Source organism: Nakamurella sp. PAMC28650 (assembly GCF_014303395.1).
Taxonomy (GTDB): Bacteria; Actinomycetota; Actinomycetes; order Mycobacteriales; family Nakamurellaceae; genus Nakamurella.
The window spans coordinates 5,340,687-5,356,658 of record NZ_CP060298.1; the positions used below are offsets into that span (position 1 = coordinate 5,340,687).

The following is a 15,972-nucleotide window of genomic DNA, read 5'->3' on the forward strand; positions in this document are numbered from 1 at the left end:
GCGGATGGATGCCACGCGCAGGGTCGACCGGGCCGCCGACCTCCAGCCGCGCTGGCCGGACCGACTGGCCACCGCTGCCCTCGGGCGACGACGCGGTGGGCGTTGCTCCCGGAACTTCCGCCGCGCCCTGGCCGCGCTGCTGCTGATCACCGCCGGTCTCCTCGCGCTCATCGGCGATCCGGTACAGCCGCCCGGGACGAGGGTGCTGGCCGTCAGCCGCGACCTCCCGACGGGCGCCACCATCGGGCCGTCGGATCTGGTCGTCGTCTCGCTGAACGCGATCCCGGACGGCGCCCTGCGCACCGCGGCTCAAGCGGTCGGCCGGGTCCTGTCGTCCCCGGTGCGGAGGGGGGAGATCCTCACCGACCTGCGGCTGGTCACCTCCGGGCGGCCGGATCCCGGCCCCGGCCGGGTCGCCGTCCCGGTACGGCCCGCCGATCCCGGCACCGTCGACCTGCTGACCCCGGGCGTCCACGTCGCGGTGCTGGCCGTCGCCCAGAACGGGCAAGCCACCCTGCTGGCTCCGGACGCGGTCGTGCTGACCATCCCGCCCGCGTCGAAGGATCGCACCACCCGCCTGGTGGTGCTCGCCGTCCCGACCGCCACGGCCGACCGGATCACCGCGGCCGGAGTCGTCGGAACGGTGGCCCTCCGGTTCGCAACCGCATGAAGCGCGTTGCAGCACGGGCGAAACCGGTGCATCGGTCCTTCTCCGGCTGATCACCGCAGGGTAGTGTCCGCCGCGTCCAGCAGGAGCAGTTCTGCGCCATCCGGTGCCGGGCAGGCGCCCACAGTCAGGGAGATTCCGTGCTCAAAGGCTTCAAGGACTTCATCCTCCGCGGCAACATCGTCGAACTGGCCATCGCGGTCGTCATCGGCACGGCGTTCACTGCGCTGGTGGCCGCGTTCACGAAGTCGATCATCCAGCCCATCATCGCGGCTTTCGGCGGCCACAGCGCCAACGGTCTGGCCTTCTACCTGGTCACCGGCAACTCGGCGACGCTGATCGACTTCGGGGCCGTGATCACGGCGGCCATCACCTTCGTCATCACCGCGGCCGTCGTGTACTTCGTCTTCGTCGTTCCGATGAACAAGATCTCCGAGCGGCGCAAGCGCGGCGAGGTGCAGGTCGCCGCCGATCCGACCGAACTGGAACTGCTGGTCGAGATCCGCGATCTGCTGAAGACCCAGCGCCAGGTCTGACCCGCACGGGCCGTCAGCCGGGTCAACCGTGGTGGGGCGGCCGGTTCTCCCGGTACCACTGCTCGCTGTACGAGCCACTGCCGGAGCCGGCGTCACGTTCGTCATTGGTGGTGTCCGGCAACACATCCCCGAAGATCTCGTCCAGCAGTCTGCGGTCGGGCACCGCCCGCTCGACTGCGGGACCCGCGTCCCCGGACCGGCTGACCTCCGGAGCGGGGTCGTCCGGCACATCGATCGATTCAGAGCCTGTCACGGGTCAGATCTCCGGGTCGGAGAGCTCCCCGATCACGTGCACGGCGAGCGGGATCAGCGTGGCCAGTCCGTCCCGGATGGCCTGACGTGAGCCGGCGACGTTGGCCACCATCGTCGAGCCGGACACACCGACCAGGCCGCGCGAGACGACGGCATCGACGACCCCGGCGGCCATCCCGGACCAGCGCAGGGCCTGCGCGATGCCTGGCAGTTCGCGGTCCAGCACCTCACCGGTGACGTCGGGAGTGACGTCCCGGGGCGAGATTCCGGTTCCGCCGACGGTCACCACCAGGTCGACGCCCCCGATCACCGCGGTATTCAGCGCATTGCGGATGTCCACCGCATCGGAGGGCACCGCGACCGAACCATCGACGACGAAACCGGCTTCGGTCAGCAGTTCCGTGACCAGCGCGCCGGCCCCGTTGTCACCCTCACCGTGCACGAGCTGATCGGTGATCGAGACGATGAGCGCTCGGCCGGCGTGGGGCGTGATGGTGGGCATGCTGGGACCTCCCGTTGCGAAGCCGTCCCCGAGCCGAGGACGAACCTGTTCGCAAGGAGAGTAGCCATCGTCGCCACCAGCGGTGCGCCCGCGTCCGGGCACCCGGGGGTGAGGCAGGATCGAATCCATGCGCCTGATCCTGATCCGGCACGGCGAATCCGTCGGCAACGTCGACGAGTCCGCCTTCTGCCGCATCCCCGACCACACGATGGATCTCACCCCGAACGGGGTCCGGCAGTCGCAGGCGACCGGAGCCCGGCTCCGGGAACTGTTGGGAGACCAGAGTATCGACGTGTTCGTCAGCCCCTACCGGCGCACCTGGCAGACCCTGGAACATCTGGAGCTCGGTGCCAGGGTGCGCCGGATCCGGGAGGAACCCCGCCTGCGCGAACAGGACTGGGGCAATTTGCAGGACCCGTCCACCCAGGTCCGGCAGCGGCGGGAACGGGATGCCTTCGGCCACTTCTTCTACCGGCTGGCATCCGGCGAGTCCGGGGCCGACGTCTACGACCGGCTGACCGGCTTCCTGACGGGGCTGACCTCGCCCTGGGCCGATGCGGCCCGCGAGCACGGCCGGACTGTCCTGCTGGTCACCCACGGGTTGGCGATGCGACTGGCCTGCATGGCGCTGATGGGGTGGACGGTCGCCGAATTCGAGGCGCTCTCGAACCCGGCCAACGGCGACTACCGGGTCCTGACCCGGCAGAACACGAACGGCAGCGCGACCGGCGGCGGCATCCTCGGCCTCGGACCGAAGTGGACCCTGGACCGGCCGTTCGACACCTGGAAGTAGTGGGACACCTGGAAGAAGTCGATACCTGGAAGCAACGGGGTCAGACGTCCGCCGCCGTCAGGAACTCGGTCGCCGCGGACCGGAACACCGACGAGGTGATCGCACTGATGTGGTTGCGCCCGTGCAGTTCCAGGTGCCGTCCGTCGGGCAGACCGGCGGCCCACGTCCTGGTGCCGTCGGTGATCGCATCGCGATCCCCGGCCACCACCAGCGTCGGCGCGGCGACGGCCCAGGGCGGCAGCGCCGTCGAAGCCTGCCCGAGACCGATGACCAGCGCGGACATCGCCGCCAGGTCGTTCCCACGGGTGGCCGTCGCGATCGCGGCGATCCGCCGACTGTGCGTGTCCGGTCCAGGGGCACCGGCCAGTGCAGCGGCGAACTCGGCCGGTACCAGCCCTTCGAACAGGGGCCGGCCGTCGTAACCGCCGATCACGGCCCGCCGCACGGACGGGAGTTGCGGGCCCCAGGCCCGCAGGTCAGCCCCCAGGCCCGAGCCCGTCGCCGTCGCGATCAGCTCGGCCACCATCCGTCCACCCATCGAATACCCGACGAGATCGATCCGGGGTACCGGGCCGAGTACCTCGGCCAGGGCACCGATCGCGCAACGCAGGTCGGCCACCAGGATGGGAAGTCGGTAGGCCTCCGGCTCGTGAGGTCTGCCCGACAGTCCGTGACCACGCAGATCGACGGTGACGCTCGTCAGCCCGGCCCGCTCCAGGTTGTCCAACCACCCGGTCGCCGACCAGTTGGCTCTGCCGTTGGAGCCGAAGCCGTGCACCAGCAGTACCGGGACCGCCGCGTCACCGGGCCGGATCCGGACGGCGATCGGCACGTCCTGGTATCCGGGGACCTCCAGCGAGACGATCTCGGGGGACGGGACGCTCATGGACAACATCGTGCCCCAGCCCTGGGTATCCTCTGCTCACCCGGGCACGTGCCCAGCCGGCCCGATCAGGCAGTCGCCCGGGCCGGACGATCCCTAGGAGTGCATCGTGGCCAGCCGCCGGAGTACCGCTCGTGACCTTGCCCAGATCGCCATCTTCGCCGCACTGATCGCGGCTTTCGGGCTCCCTGGCACGATCAACCTCCCGTTCGCCGAGGGCGTGCCGATCACCTTGCAGACCCTCGGGGTGATGCTGGCCGGGGCGATCCTGGGTGCTCGCAAGGGTTTCCTGGCCGTGCTGACCTTCGAGGTTCTGACGTTCGCCGGGCTGCCGCTGCTGGCCGGGGGCCGTGGCGGCCCGCACTGGTTCCTGTCCTCGGTCTCGACGGGTTTCCTCTGGGGCTGGCTGCCGGGAGTCGCACTGATCGGGCTGCTGACCGGTTGGATCCTGCCGCGGTACCGCCTGTGGCTCGGCATCCTGGTGACGGCCGCCGGGGGCATGGTCGTCATCTACTGCATCGGAATCCCGGTGCTGGCGCTCAAGTTGCACCTGTCGCTGGCCGCCGCCACCCACGCGAACCTGGCCTTCCTGCCGGGTGATGCGGTCAAGGTGGTCATCACCGCGCTGGTCGCGAAGCAGGTCCACCGCTCCTACCCGGGGCTGATCAGGACTCGTGCACCGCGTCCGGTCGCGCAGCGCACCGGCTCTGTTGGCTGAAGGGCCCGTGGCCGGGGGTTTCACGCTCGGCGCCGAAGGGGGCCGGCCGGCGATCAGTGTCGGTGGCCGCACGCTGACCTACCGGAACCTGCAGGACCTCGCGTCATCCATCGACACCGTCGCGTCATCCGCACCGCCGGGGGCCGGACCGATCGACCTGGCCGGACTCGACGTCGTCGACACCATGGCGACGATCTTCGCCGCAGCGGTCCGCGGGGTGCCGGTCCTGGTCCGCGCTCCGGACACCGAGCTGCCGCCATTGCCTGCCCTGAGCCCGGGGACCTTCCTGGTGGTGATGACGTCCGGCACCTCCGGGCGCCCGCGTCTGGTCGCCCGGACGGCGGCTTCGTGGTCGACCTCGTTCGAGCCGCTGGCCGCGCTGACGGGCCTCACCCGGACCGACACGGTGCTCCTCACCGGCCCGCTGCACTCGACGTTGCACCTCTTCGCCGCTATCCACACCCTTTGGCTGGGAGGGCATCTCACCGACGATCCGTCGGTCGCCACCGCCGTGCACGCCGTCCCGACGGTACTGGCCGACCTGCTGTTGGACGCTCCACCGAAATTGCGGGTCGCCGTGGTGGCCGGCGCGCTGATGCCGTCAGGTCTGGCGCACCGGGCGGCCGGTCTCGGGGTCCGTCTCGTCGAGTACTACGGCGCCGCCGAGCTGTCGTTCGTGGCCGCGCGGGTGGCACCGCAGCCGCTGCGGGCATTTCCGGGGGTCGACGTCCGGGTCACCGACGGCGAGGTGTGGGCGCGATCGCCGTATCTGGCCCTCGGACGGCTCGGTTCCGGTCCGGACCTCCGCCGCTCCGCGGACGGGTTCGTCACGGTGGGCGACCTGGCCGAGATCGCCGACGACGGCGCGATCCTCGTCCGCGGCCGGGGTGAATCCGCCGTGTCCACCGGCGGCCACACCGTCCTGGTGGAGGATGTCGAGGCAGTGCTGTCCGGGGTGCCGGGCGTGCGGGAGGTGGCCGTCGTCGGGACCGACCACCGCCGACTGGGTCAGGTGGTGACGGCGGTCGTCGTCCTGGCCGACGGAATGGACCTGGCGCAGGTCAGACGGTCGGCCCGGTCGATGCTCACCGGTGCCGCGCTCCCCCGCCGCTGGCGCACGGTCGGCGCGCTGCCCCGGACCGACGGCGGGAAGGTCGCCCGCCAGACGATCGCGGCCTCGTTCGACGGCTGCGGCGGCCGTGGGTACCGTGAGCACCCGTGCCCCTGACGATGTCGACCCCAGGACACGTTCCGGTCATCGTGACGTCGAGGCGGACGGCGGTCGGCACCGCCGGGCACGCCTTCTCGAAGCTCGGCACCACCGACCTCGCGGCGCCTCTGCTCGCCGAGGCCTTCGCCTCGTGCGCCGCCCTGGGTCTGCCCGTCGACGACGTCATCCTCGGCAACTGCATGGGGGCGGGCGGCGATGTGGCCAGGGTCGCCGCGTTGGCCGCCGGGTTGGGCGTCGACGTGCCGGCGGTCACCGTGGATCGCCAGTGCGGGTCCGGGCTCGATGCCGTTCTGCAGGCCGCCTCCCGGGTCAGGGCCGGCGATGCCGAACTGGTCCTGGCCGGTGGGGTGGAGTCGGCCTCGACCGCGGTCTGGCGCACTCGGCCGCCGAGCGACGGAACACCGGCCGTCAGGTACACCCGCGCGCCTTTTGCGCCGGAAGGATTTGCCGACCCGGACATGGGTTGCGCCGCAGAGGATCTCGCACTGCGCCTGGGGATCTCCCGCGCGCGTCAGGACGACTATGCCGCCCGATCCCATGCGTTGGCCGCAGCTTCGGTGGCGTCCGGCGTCTTCGCGGCGGAGATCCTCCCCGTGGCCGGGATCTTCGCGGACGAACGGCCCCGGACCGGTCTGACGGTCCACCGACTCGGGCGGCTCCGGCCGGCCTTTCGGCCCGGCGGTACCGTCACGGCCGGAAATTCCTCCGGGGTCTCGGACGGGGCCGCGGTGGTGAGCGTGACGACCGCCGCGCTGGCCCACCGGGCGGGGATGTCCGGTACCCGAATCCTCGGGGCGGCCGTGACCGGTGGAGATCCGGCACTGCCCGGGCTGGCGATCGCCACCTCGGTCCGCAAACTGTTGGCGGGCAGGGGTATCGCCGACCACGGGATTGCTGTCCGGGACATCGGAGCAGTGGAGATCACCGAGGCGTTCGCCGCGGTGGCACTCGCGGCCATCGACGGGCTGGCCCTGGACGCCGAGGTGGTCTGCAGCGACGGCGGCGCGATCGGAATGGGACACCCCTGGGCAGCGTCCGGAGCGATCCTGCTGGTCCGGCTGATCGCCAGGATGTCCCGCCCGGGCGGCTCCCGTCTCGGCCTGGCCGCGTGTGCCATCGGCGGCGGCCAGGGCATCGCGATGCTGCTCGAGCGCGATCCGGCGTCCGGTGCAGGATGATCCGGGATGCCGGATGACCGGAGCGGCGGGATGAGCGAGATCCGCTTCACCGCAGTTCATCACCGGTACGGCGACCGGGTGGTGCTGTCGGGCGTCGACCTGCTGCTCACCGAGCAGCGGATCGGCATCGTGGGGGCCAACGGCTCCGGCAAATCGACCCTGGCCCGGATGATCAACGGCCTGGTCGAACCGTCCTCCGGGCACGTCAGCGTCGACGGACTGGACTCCATCCGGCAGGGCCGCGAGGTCAGGAAGCGGGTCGGTTTCGTCTTCACCGACCCCGACAACCAGATCGTGATGCCCACCGTCGCCGAGGATGTCGCCTTCTCCCTGCGCAAATCGGGACTGAGCCGCGCCGAGATCGCCGCGCGCGTCACCGAATCGCTGTCCCGTTTCGATCTGACGGCGCACGCCGACCACCCGACCCATCTCCTGTCCGGCGGACAGAAGCAGTTGCTGGCGCTGGCCGCCGTGCTGATCCGGCGGCCCGCCCTCGTCGTCGCCGACGAGCCGACCACCCTGCTGGACCTGCGCAACGCCCGGATGGTCTCGGACCTGCTGGCCTCGCTCGACGAGCAACTGATCCTGGTCACCCATCACCTGCACCTGCTGGCCGGGTTCGACCGGGTACTGCTGGTCGAGGCCGGTCGGATCGTCGCAGACGGCACGCCGGCCCAGACCACCGCACGGTACGAGGCGATGTTGGGATGATGACGACGCGATGACGACGATCGGTCTGTACCGCCCGGGAACCTCGGTGCTGCATCGTCTTCCGGCCGGCTGGAAGCTGTTCGCGATGTTCGCCGGGATCATCGGCCTGGTGGCTCTGCACCGTCCCTGGGAGATCGGTGTGGCCGCGGCGATCGTGGCCGCGGTCTACGTGAGGGCCGGGATTCCGGCGCGCGTCGTGCTGCGTCAGCTGTGGCCGCTGCGATGGTTGCTGCTGATCGTCGCCGTCCTACAGGTGGTTCTGAGCGGTTGGCAGGCAGCCGTGGTCGTCTGCGGTGGTCTGCTGATCTCGATGGCCATCGCCACCCTGGTCACCCTCACCACCCGGGTGACGGAGATCCTCGACGTCTGCCAGCGCCTGCTCCGCCCGTTCACGAGGTGGGGGCTGGACGCCGACCGGGTCGGACTCGTCCTGGCCATGACGATCCGCTGCATTCCGCTGGTCGCCGGCATCGTGGACGAGGTCTCGCAGGCACGCAAGGCCAGGGGCCTGGGATTCTCGGTGGTCGCCCTGGTCGTGCCGGTGGTGGTCAGAGCTCTCCGGTCGGCGGACGCCATGGGAGACGCGCTGATCGCCCGCGGGATCGACGACTGACGGTGACCCGGGACCGACGCTGACTCAATAGGTGACGATGACGCCGCGCCGGTCCGCCGAGAACTCGACCTGCGAGAGGTTCGCGATCGAGGTCACGCCGAGCCCGCGATGGGTGGTGAGCAGCCCGATCACCGGAATCCCGGCCGACCGGGCCGAGGCGACCCCGGCCGGGGCGTCCTCGAACACCAGGCACCGACCCGGCTCACGGCCGACCCTGGACGCCGCCAGTAGATACGGCGCGGGATCGGGTTTGCCCTGCAGGACATCGTCTGCGGTGATCAGGAACCGCGGCATCGGCAGCCCCGCCGCGGCGATCCGGGCCGTCGCCAGACGGCGGCTCCCGCTCGTCACGATCGCCCAGCGCGTAGTCGGCAGGACGTCCAGCGCAGTGAGGGCACCGGGCAGCGGGATGCAGTCCTGGGTGTCGGTGGACTCGCCGACGACCATCATCTCGTTCAGTTCCTCCACCACGTCGTCGGACATGTCCGGGTCGATCATGCGCAGTGCCTGCTTGCCGGGAATACCGTGGATGAACGGCTCGATCTCCGCGTAGGGACGGCCGATCTCCGCGGCCAGGCGCCGCCAGTTCCGCTCCACGCTCGCTGCAGAATCGACGAGGGTACCGTCCAGGTCGAACAGGATCGCCTCGGCGACTCGTTGCGTCATGAGCTGATGCATACCAGTTTCCGTCCCGGGGCGTTCAAACCACCGACACAGGGAACCAAGCGAACATGTCAGTTGATCAGCAGTCCTCGACCCAGCCGTCCTCGACCCAGCAGACCGTTGCCGACCTCGTCGTCGTCGGCGGTGGACACGCCGGCCATTCGGCGTTCAGCGCCTACCTGAAGGCAGGCGGACCGGGGCCGGTCATCCTGATCAGCGAGGACGACACGGCGCCTTATCGACGGCCGCCCCTGTCCAAGGATTTCCTGCGCGGCGAGTCGGGCTCCGACCAGCTGGCGATGGACCCGGCGGACTTCTACACCGGGGGCGACAACGAACTCCTGCTCGACGATGCGGTGACCTCGATCGATACCGCGAAACGAATGCTGCACACCCGATCAGGTCGCGAGATCACCTACCGGCACTGCATTCTCGCCACCGGCAGCGCACCGACCCCCCTCGACGTTCCCGGCGGGGACACGGCCACCGGACTCCGATTCCTGTCCGAGGCCCGGGAACTGCGGGATGCCGCCCAGAGCGCAACCACCGCCGTGGTCATCGGTTCGGGATTCATCGGATGCGAGGCCTCCGCCTCCCTGGCCGTGCGCGGCATCGCCGTCACCCTGGTCTCGACCTCGTCCGGACCGCAGGAGAAGCGGCTCGGCCCTGACGCCTCGTCACTGATCTCCGGCTGGCTGGAGGACGCCGGCGTTCGGATGCACCACAACACCGGTGTGCGGGAGATCGAGGCCGGTCACGTCGTCAGGCTGACCGACGGCACCGAGCTGGCCGCCGATCTGGTGCTGAATGCGACCGGCGTCACGCTGCGTACCGAACTGGCCGAGCAGGCCGGCGCCGAGGTGCGGGAGGGTCGCGTCGTGGTCGACGAGCAGATGCGCACCTCCGTCCCCGGGCTGTTCGCCGTGGGCGACGTCGCCCTGGCCATGAACACCGCGGCCGGTCGTCATCTCGCCGTCGAGCACTGGAACGCCGCCGAGCGGATGGGCGAGGTCGCCGGGACGGTCGCCGCGGGCGGCGAGGCGCACTGGGCCGAGCCGCTGGGGTTCTTCTCGCTGATCGGCCATCACCTGCTCAAGTACGCCGCCTGGGCCGACGGCTTCGACGAGGCGATCCCGGTGCACCACGAGGGCGGCGGGCTGACGGTGTGGTACGCCCGCGACGGCGTCACCGTCGGTGTGCTGACCAGCGAAGCGGACGACGACCTGGACCTCGGGCGCAAGCTGCTGCTGCAGGGGGCCCCGCCTCCGGTGGCGCCGCCGAACCATGGCTGATGCTTGGCCCCGGTCCCCGCGGGGTATTCCTGATGGTGGATCGTCATCAATCTTTACGCCGGGAGCTGCCTTGAACACCGAAGTACGTCGTCCGTCCGCGTCCCTCTCGCTCGTCGACCCGGTCGTCGCCGCATGAACGCCACCGCCCGCGTCTGGCCGGGTACGGCCTACCCCCTCGGCGCGACCTACAACGGCACCGGGACCAACTTCTCGCTCTTCTCCGAGGTGGCGAACCGGGTGGAACTCTGCCTGTTCGACGAAGCCGGCCAGGAGACGAAGTACGACCTGACCGAGCGTGATGCCTTCGTCTGGCACGGGTATCTGCCGCACGTGGGTCCCGGTCAGCGCTACGGCTTCCGGGTGCACGGCCCCTACGAGCCCGAGAACGGCCATCGCTGCAACCCGAGCAAGCTGCTGCTCGACCCCTACGCGAAAGCCATCGAGGGCGACATCGACTGGGCCCAGGCGTGCTTCTCCTACACGTGGGGGGAGGAGGACTCGTTGAACGAGGAGGACTCCGCCCCGCACATGAGCAAGTCGGTGGTGATCAGCCCGTTCTTCGATTGGGAGAACGACCGGCCGCCGCGGACGCCGTACCAGAACACGGTCATCTACGAGGCCCACGTCAAGGGACTCACCCAGACGCACCCTGACATCCCCGAGGACATCCGGGGGACCTACGCGGCCATCTCCCACCCGGTGATGATCGAGCACTACAGGAAGCTGGGCATCACCGCCGTCGAGTTGATGCCAGTGCACCAGTTCGTGCACGACAGCCACCTGGCCGACCGCGGACAGCGGAACTACTGGGGCTACAACACCATCGGGTTCTTCGCCCCTCACAACGACTACTGCTCGCAGGGCCAGAACGGCCAGCAGGTCCAGGAGTTCAAGGCCACCGTCAAGGCGCTGCACGAAGCGGGCCTGGAGGTGATCCTGGACGTCGTCTACAACCACACGGCCGAGGGCAACCAGCTGGGCCCGACGCTCTCCTTCCGCGGCATCGACAATGCCGCTTACTACCGGCTGGTGGACGGCGACGCCGGTCACTACTACGACACCACCGGAACCGGCAACACGCTGCTGATGAAGCACCCCCACGTGCTGCAGCATGATCATGGATTCGCTGCGGTACTGGGTGACCGACATGCATGTCGACGGTTTCCGGTTCGACCTGGCCAGTTCGCTGGCCCGCCAGTTCCACGAGGTGGACCGGCTCTCCGCCTTCTTCGACCTGGTCCAGCAGGACCCGATCGTCAGCCAGGTCAAGCTCATCGCCGAACCGTGGGACATCGGCGAGAACGGTTACAACGTCGGCGGGTTCCCGCCGTTGTGGACGGAGTGGAACGGCAAGTTCCGCGACACGGTGCGCGACTTCTGGCGCGGCGAGGAAGCCACTCTCGGCGAGTTCGCCTCCCGTTTCACCGGGTCTGCGGATCTCTACGAGCAGGACGGGCGACGCCCCTACGCCTCGATCAACTTCGTCACCGCCCATGACGGGTTCACCATGCACGACCTGGTGTCCTACAACGAGAAGCACAACGACGCCAACGGCGAGGGTGGCAACGACGGCGAGAGCAACAACTCGTCGTGGAACTGCGGCGCCGAGGGCGAGACCGACGATCCCGAGGTCAACGCCCTGCGGGAGCAGCAGAAGCGCAACATGCTCACCACCCTGTTCCTGTCCCAGGGCGTCCCGATGCTCCTGCACGGCGACGAACTGGGCCGCACCCAGCAGGGCAACAACAACGTCTACGCCCAGAACAACGAACTGGCCTGGATCGACTGGAGTCGCGCCGAGGGCTTCACCGAGCTGACCAGTTTCGTGGAGCGCCTCGGCGCCCTTCGTCATGCCCACCCGATCTTCCAGCGGCGCAGGCACTTCCGGGGCAGAGGGCTCAAGGCGGACGGCCTGAGCGACATCGGCTGGTTCACCCCGGGCGGCGACTGGATGAGCGACGAGGACTGGGACACCGCCCACATCAAATCGGTCGCCGTCTTCCTCAACGGGGCGGCCATCCGTGAGCCTGACGACCGCGGCGAGCACATCGTCGACGACTCGTTCTTCGTCCTGTTCAACGCCCACTACGAGCCGATCGACTTCGTGCTGCCCGACATCGGGGTCAGCGACGAGTGGGTCCTGGAGATCTACACGGCCCTGGGCGAGGCGTCGGACGCCGACGCCCGTACCGAGCGGACCGGCGAGAAATTCCCGATGGCCGCCCGTTCCGTCGCGGTGCTGCGCGGCGTGGCGAGCTGACGTGGCCTCTTCCCCGACGGGTCTCCTGCGCACCGGCGACGGCATCGCCGGTGCGTTGGCCCGCGCACGGGAATCGCTCCAGCGGCTGACCCCCCGGGAGGTGCTCGACGCGCTGGCCGACGGCGCCCTGGTGATCGACACCCGCACCTACGTGGAGCGCGCGGAGCAGGGCAACCTGTCCGGGGCGCTGGTGATCGACCGGACCGTACTGGAGTGGCGGCTGGACCCGGCGAGCCCCGACCGGATCCCGGAGGCCGATCAGGACGCCCTGATCATCGTCATCTGCCGTCAGGGGTACAGCTCCTCGTTGGCGGCCGCCGGGCTCAGGGCCATCGGACTGCACCGCGCTACCGACATGATCGGTGGGGTGGAGAGTTGGCTGGAGCAGCGGCTTCCGGTGACCTGGCAGCCGGCGGACGTCAGACGCTGACGGTCGGGGCCGAGGGCGTCAGCGTCCTCAGCCCCGGCTGCAGCTGCCTGGTCCATCCGATCCGGTCCAGATGCTCCAGCAGCGGGATGGCCACGCGTCTGGTGGTGCTCATCGCGGCCCTGGCCTGACTGGTGGTGAACGGCTGGGGCAGCGCGGCCAGGAGTCCGACCGCGCGGGCCGGAGCATCGGGCAGCACGACGACCTCGTCGCCGAGCCGTAGGATCCGGCCGATCTTCTCGGCCGCCGCCAGTTGCGCCCGGCCGAGGCCGAGCCGGTCCAGATCCGGACGCTCCGGGGCGGCGAAAGGTGAGGCGAGCAAAGTCTTCTCGATTTCCTTGACGCCGCGTTCGGCCGGCCCGAGCGAGGGCGCAGCACCTGGCCGCTGCACTCGCGGACCGACGATTTCCAGCCCCGCGGCGATCGCCAATTCTCTCAGCATGGAACCATCGGGAAGGTCGACCGCCCGCCGGGCGTTCGGCAGGGAGAGGCCGGGCTGCAGCGGGTGGGCGAGATCATTGCGCTGGACTGCAGCGGTCAGATCCGACGCCCACCGACGCCAGGTCGACGGGGACACCAACCAGTCACCCACCCGGAGAACGTCGGCTGGGTCTTGGATGTCGACCCCCAGACGGGCCATCTCGGCGACCGGCACGGCGCCTCGCCGCTCCACCTGCTCGCCCACCCCCTGCGCCTGATCTGCGGCGGACAGCTGCGCGGCCCGCCGCCCGGCGGCTCCTCGCCGCTGCAGCAGGGGTGGTGCGACGTCGAGGATCTCGACTCCGCCCTCGAGCCGCCCGAGACCCGGGTTGCGCAGGATGCCGCGATCCCCTGGTTGCAGCGGGAGGGCGACCGGCAGCGTCAATCGGACGACGCCCGCGCCCATCGGCCGGACGTGCACGGGGAAGGCGCCGGCGCCCAGGTGCAGGACCGCCTCGGCCGGGAGGGCGTCGACCTCCGTCCGGATCCGGGCCTCCACCAGATTCGTGCTCGCCCAGGCGTCCGGGGTGATCAGCGGATCACCTCGCCGGATCTCGTGGGGCGTCACACCTCTGAGGTTGATCGCCACCCTGGCCACCGCCTGCACCCGGTGCTGCGGACGACCCAGGCTCTGCAGACCCCTGATGCGCACCGGTCGATCACGCAGCATCAACGTGTCACCGACTTCGAGCGAGCCCGAGCCCAGCGTCCCGGTGACCACCGTGCCACTGCCTCTGATGGTGAACGCCCGGTCGACCCAGAGACGCACCCGCCCGTCGACCGTCGGGGCCGGCAACCGGTCGACGAGTTCGGCCAGAGCCTGCCGCAACGCGGGCAGCCCGAGCCCGGTGATCCCGGAGACGGCCACCGCACGGACGTCTCGAAGGGTGCTCCCGTCGATGTGATGCAGCGCCTGTGCTGTCGCAGCTGCCGGATCGGCGAGGTCGGACCGGGTGACGGCCAGTACCCCGTGCTGCAGACCCAGCGCGTCGATCGCGGCCAGATGTTCCGCGCTCTGCGCGCGCCAACCCTCGTCGGCGCTGACCACCATCATCACCGCCGGTGCCGGGCCGAGGCCGGCCAGCATGTTGCCGATGAATCGTTCGTGCCCCGGGACGTCGACGAAGGCCAGGGTCGGCCCCTGCGGCAACGTGGTCCAGGCGTAGCCGAGGTCGATCGTCATGCCGCGGGCACGTTCTTCGGCCCACCGGTCCGGTTCCATTCCGGTCAGCGCCCGCACCAAGGTCGACTTCCCGTGGTCGACGTGGCCGGCCGTGGCGATCACGAACATCAGGCGACCGCGACCGGGTCGATCCGGGCCCGGATCACGGGATGCGCTGCGCAGCGGGAGGTCCGAGGGCCAGCAGCACGGCATCACGCAACCGTTCGTCGTCGGCCGGCGGTACGCATCGCAGATCGAGGAGCAGGTGCCCACCGGAGACCCGACCGACCACCGGCGTCGGCCCGGTGCGCAGCGCGGCCGCCAGTGCGCTGTCCAGCGCCACCGCCCACCCCGGAAGCGGAACGCCCGGCGCACCACCGCCCCCGACCGTCCCCTGGCTGGGCACCACCTGCGCCCCCAGCGCGGCGGCCAGCAGGTCGCACCGTTGCCGGAGCCGCTGCGGGTCCGCATGCAGGGACTCGGAAGTCGGCGTCCGCGGTCCTCGCAGGGTGGCCTCCAGGGCGGCCAGCGTCAGCTTGTCGCAGCGCAGCGCTCTGGCCAGCGGATGCGCTCTCATCCGCTCCACCAGATCGGCCCGGCCGAAGATCAGACCGGTCTGCGGCCCACCGAGCAGTTTGTCGCCGCTGCAGGTCACCACGTCGGCTCCGGCGCCCAGGCTACCGGCGACATCCGGCTCGTCCGGCAACAACTGGTCGGGCAGGAGCAGGCCACTGCCGACGTCGGCGATCACCGGGACCCCGAGGGTGGCCAGTTCCGCCACGCCCACCGACGAGGTGAACCCGGTGATGAGAAAGTTGCTGGGATGGATCTTCACCACGCAGCCGGTCTCGGGGCCGACGGCGCGGGCGTAGTCGGAAAGGCTGGTCCGGTTCGTGGTGCCGACCTCGCGAATCACCGCGCCGGTCACCGTCATCAGGTCGGGAAGTCGGAAGTTGTCGCCGATCTCGACCATCTCACCCCGGCTGATCACCACTTCACGCCCGGACGCCAGCGTGGTGACGGCCAACAGCAGGGCGGCTGCGCCGTTGTTGACCGCCAGCGCCTGCTCGGCGCCGGGCACGGCGGCTCGCAGCGCCGACAGCACACCCCGCCCGCGGCGGGCCCGACTTCCGTCGGCCAGGTCGAACTCCACGTCGACGTACCCGGCGGCGGCCACCATCGCCTCGACGGCGGCGGCGGACAGCGGGGCGCGACCGAGGTTGGTGTGCAGCACCACCCCGGTGGCATTGATCACCGCGCGCATCTCGGTCGCCAGCGCGGGGAGCAGATCGTGGGCCCGGTCGGCGATCCCGTCGATGGGGAGGGCGCCGGACCGGGCTTCGGCCAGCGCGGTGACCACGGCGTTCTTCACCACCGCAGTACCCAACCGGCCGGTCGCCGCCCGTAACCGGGCATCGCCGAGGATCACGTCGGTCCGCGGAAGCGACCGTCGCGGATCCGCACTCACCGGGTGATCCACGTCGCCGCCGTTCCTCGCCACTGCTGCTGCCTCCGACCATCGACGACCGCGCTCGGACCGCCTGCTGCGTCGGTCGTCTGCCGCGTCCGACCGTTCGCCGGAGCGGACCCGGCCCAGACCCGCG

At 70.3% G+C, this 15,972-nt stretch carries 16 protein-coding genes and 1 pseudogene; 11 read left to right on the plus strand and 6 right to left on the minus strand.

All coding sequences use genetic code 11. The features are described from left to right. The first annotated feature begins 4 nt into the window (after positions 1 to 4). Together H7F38_RS24135 and mscL are read left to right on the plus strand one after the other, a co-directional pair. A complete protein-coding gene (locus tag H7F38_RS24135; RefSeq protein WP_187092117.1) occupies positions 5 to 670 on the plus strand; it encodes an SAF domain-containing protein in 666 nt (221 codons plus the stop codon). Between the two features lie 137 nt (positions 671 to 807). Then, positions 808 to 1,203: a large conductance mechanosensitive channel protein MscL gene (gene mscL / locus H7F38_RS24140; protein WP_187092118.1), complete on the plus strand. Its 396-nt coding sequence runs from the start codon at positions 808 to 810 to the stop codon at positions 1,201 to 1,203. A 22-nt stretch (positions 1,204 to 1,225) separates the two neighbouring features. Here the strand turns inward: mscL and H7F38_RS24145 are convergent, their stop codons facing one another. Both H7F38_RS24145 and H7F38_RS24150 read right to left on the minus strand, forming a co-directional pair. Then, positions 1,226 to 1,456 (minus strand): hypothetical protein, encoded by a 231-nt coding sequence (locus H7F38_RS24145; protein WP_187094998.1) that lies wholly within the window; start codon positions 1,454 to 1,456, stop codon positions 1,226 to 1,228. 3 nt (positions 1,457 to 1,459) lie between these two features. After that, positions 1,460 to 1,957 (minus strand): molybdenum cofactor biosynthesis protein B, encoded by a 498-nt coding sequence (locus H7F38_RS24150; RefSeq protein WP_187092119.1) that lies wholly within the window; start codon positions 1,955 to 1,957, stop codon positions 1,460 to 1,462. Positions 1,958 to 2,084: 127 nt separating this feature from the next. Between H7F38_RS24150 and H7F38_RS24155 the strand changes: the two genes are divergently transcribed. Next, positions 2,085 to 2,750, plus strand: a complete 666-nt coding sequence (locus H7F38_RS24155; RefSeq protein ID WP_187092120.1) for a histidine phosphatase family protein — start codon at positions 2,085 to 2,087, stop codon at positions 2,748 to 2,750. A gap of 40 nt (positions 2,751 to 2,790) precedes the next feature. Here the strand turns inward: H7F38_RS24155 and H7F38_RS24160 are convergent, their stop codons facing one another. Beyond that, positions 2,791 to 3,636 carry an alpha/beta fold hydrolase gene (locus H7F38_RS24160; RefSeq protein ID WP_187092121.1) on the minus strand — a complete coding sequence of 282 codons (846 nt, stop codon included), beginning with the start codon at positions 3,634 to 3,636 and terminating at the stop codon, positions 2,791 to 2,793. A 106-nt stretch (positions 3,637 to 3,742) separates the two neighbouring features. Between H7F38_RS24160 and H7F38_RS24165 the strand changes: the two genes are divergently transcribed. From H7F38_RS24165 to H7F38_RS24185, 5 genes are read left to right on the plus strand one after another with little or no spacing between them, the layout of a single operon-like run. Further along, positions 3,743 to 4,351, plus strand: a complete 609-nt coding sequence (locus H7F38_RS24165) for a biotin transporter BioY (RefSeq protein WP_187092122.1) — start codon at positions 3,743 to 3,745, stop codon at positions 4,349 to 4,351. Between the two features lie 7 nt (positions 4,352 to 4,358). Then, positions 4,359 to 5,579 (plus strand): class I adenylate-forming enzyme family protein, encoded by a 1,221-nt coding sequence (locus H7F38_RS24170; protein ID WP_187092123.1) that lies wholly within the window; start codon positions 4,359 to 4,361, stop codon positions 5,577 to 5,579. A gap of 2 nt (positions 5,580 to 5,581) precedes the next feature. Next, the gene (locus H7F38_RS24175) at positions 5,582 to 6,760 is read left to right on the plus strand and encodes a thiolase family protein (protein ID WP_187094954.1); all 1,179 of its coding nucleotides are present in this window, start codon (positions 5,582 to 5,584) and stop codon (positions 6,758 to 6,760) included. A 30-nt stretch (positions 6,761 to 6,790) separates the two neighbouring features. Then, positions 6,791 to 7,471, plus strand: coding sequence for an energy-coupling factor ABC transporter ATP-binding protein (locus tag H7F38_RS24180; protein WP_187092124.1), 681 nt, complete (start codon positions 6,791 to 6,793; stop codon positions 7,469 to 7,471). A gap of 10 nt (positions 7,472 to 7,481) precedes the next feature. Continuing rightward, the gene (locus tag H7F38_RS24185) at positions 7,482 to 8,084 is read left to right on the plus strand and encodes an energy-coupling factor transporter transmembrane protein EcfT (protein ID WP_187092125.1); all 603 of its coding nucleotides are present in this window, start codon (positions 7,482 to 7,484) and stop codon (positions 8,082 to 8,084) included. A 24-nt stretch (positions 8,085 to 8,108) separates the two neighbouring features. Here H7F38_RS24185 and H7F38_RS24190 read toward each other — a convergent pair whose 3' ends face one another. Continuing rightward, complete coding sequence (locus tag H7F38_RS24190; protein ID WP_187092126.1) at positions 8,109 to 8,750, minus strand: HAD-IA family hydrolase; 642 nt, start codon at positions 8,748 to 8,750, stop codon at positions 8,109 to 8,111. A 65-nt stretch (positions 8,751 to 8,815) separates the two neighbouring features. Here H7F38_RS24190 and H7F38_RS24195 point away from each other — a divergent pair, with 65 nt between their 5' ends. From H7F38_RS24195 to H7F38_RS24205, 3 genes and pseudogenes are all read left to right on the plus strand, one after another. Beyond that, positions 8,816 to 10,039, plus strand: a complete 1,224-nt coding sequence (locus H7F38_RS24195) for an NAD(P)/FAD-dependent oxidoreductase (protein WP_187092127.1) — start codon at positions 8,816 to 8,818, stop codon at positions 10,037 to 10,039. A 132-nt stretch (positions 10,040 to 10,171) separates the two neighbouring features. Beyond that, positions 10,172 to 12,299: pseudogene (glgX, locus tag H7F38_RS26830) on the plus strand (glycogen debranching protein GlgX). A gap of 1 nt (position 12,300) precedes the next feature. After that, entirely contained in the window at positions 12,301 to 12,729 is a 429-nt protein-coding gene (locus H7F38_RS24205) for a rhodanese-like domain-containing protein (protein ID WP_255498165.1), read from the plus strand. Here H7F38_RS24205 and selB read toward each other — a convergent pair. After that, complete coding sequence (selB, locus tag H7F38_RS24210) at positions 12,719 to 14,497, minus strand: selenocysteine-specific translation elongation factor (protein ID WP_187092128.1); 1,779 nt, start codon at positions 14,495 to 14,497, stop codon at positions 12,719 to 12,721. The two genes, H7F38_RS24205 and selB, sit on opposite strands and share 11 nt — an antisense overlap. Before the next feature lie 34 nt (positions 14,498 to 14,531). Continuing rightward, on the minus strand, positions 14,532 to 15,836 hold the full coding sequence (selA, locus tag H7F38_RS24215) for an L-seryl-tRNA(Sec) selenium transferase (RefSeq protein ID WP_187092129.1): 1,305 nt from the start codon (positions 15,834 to 15,836) through the stop codon (positions 14,532 to 14,534). Positions 15,837 to 15,972: the final 136 nt, after the last annotated feature.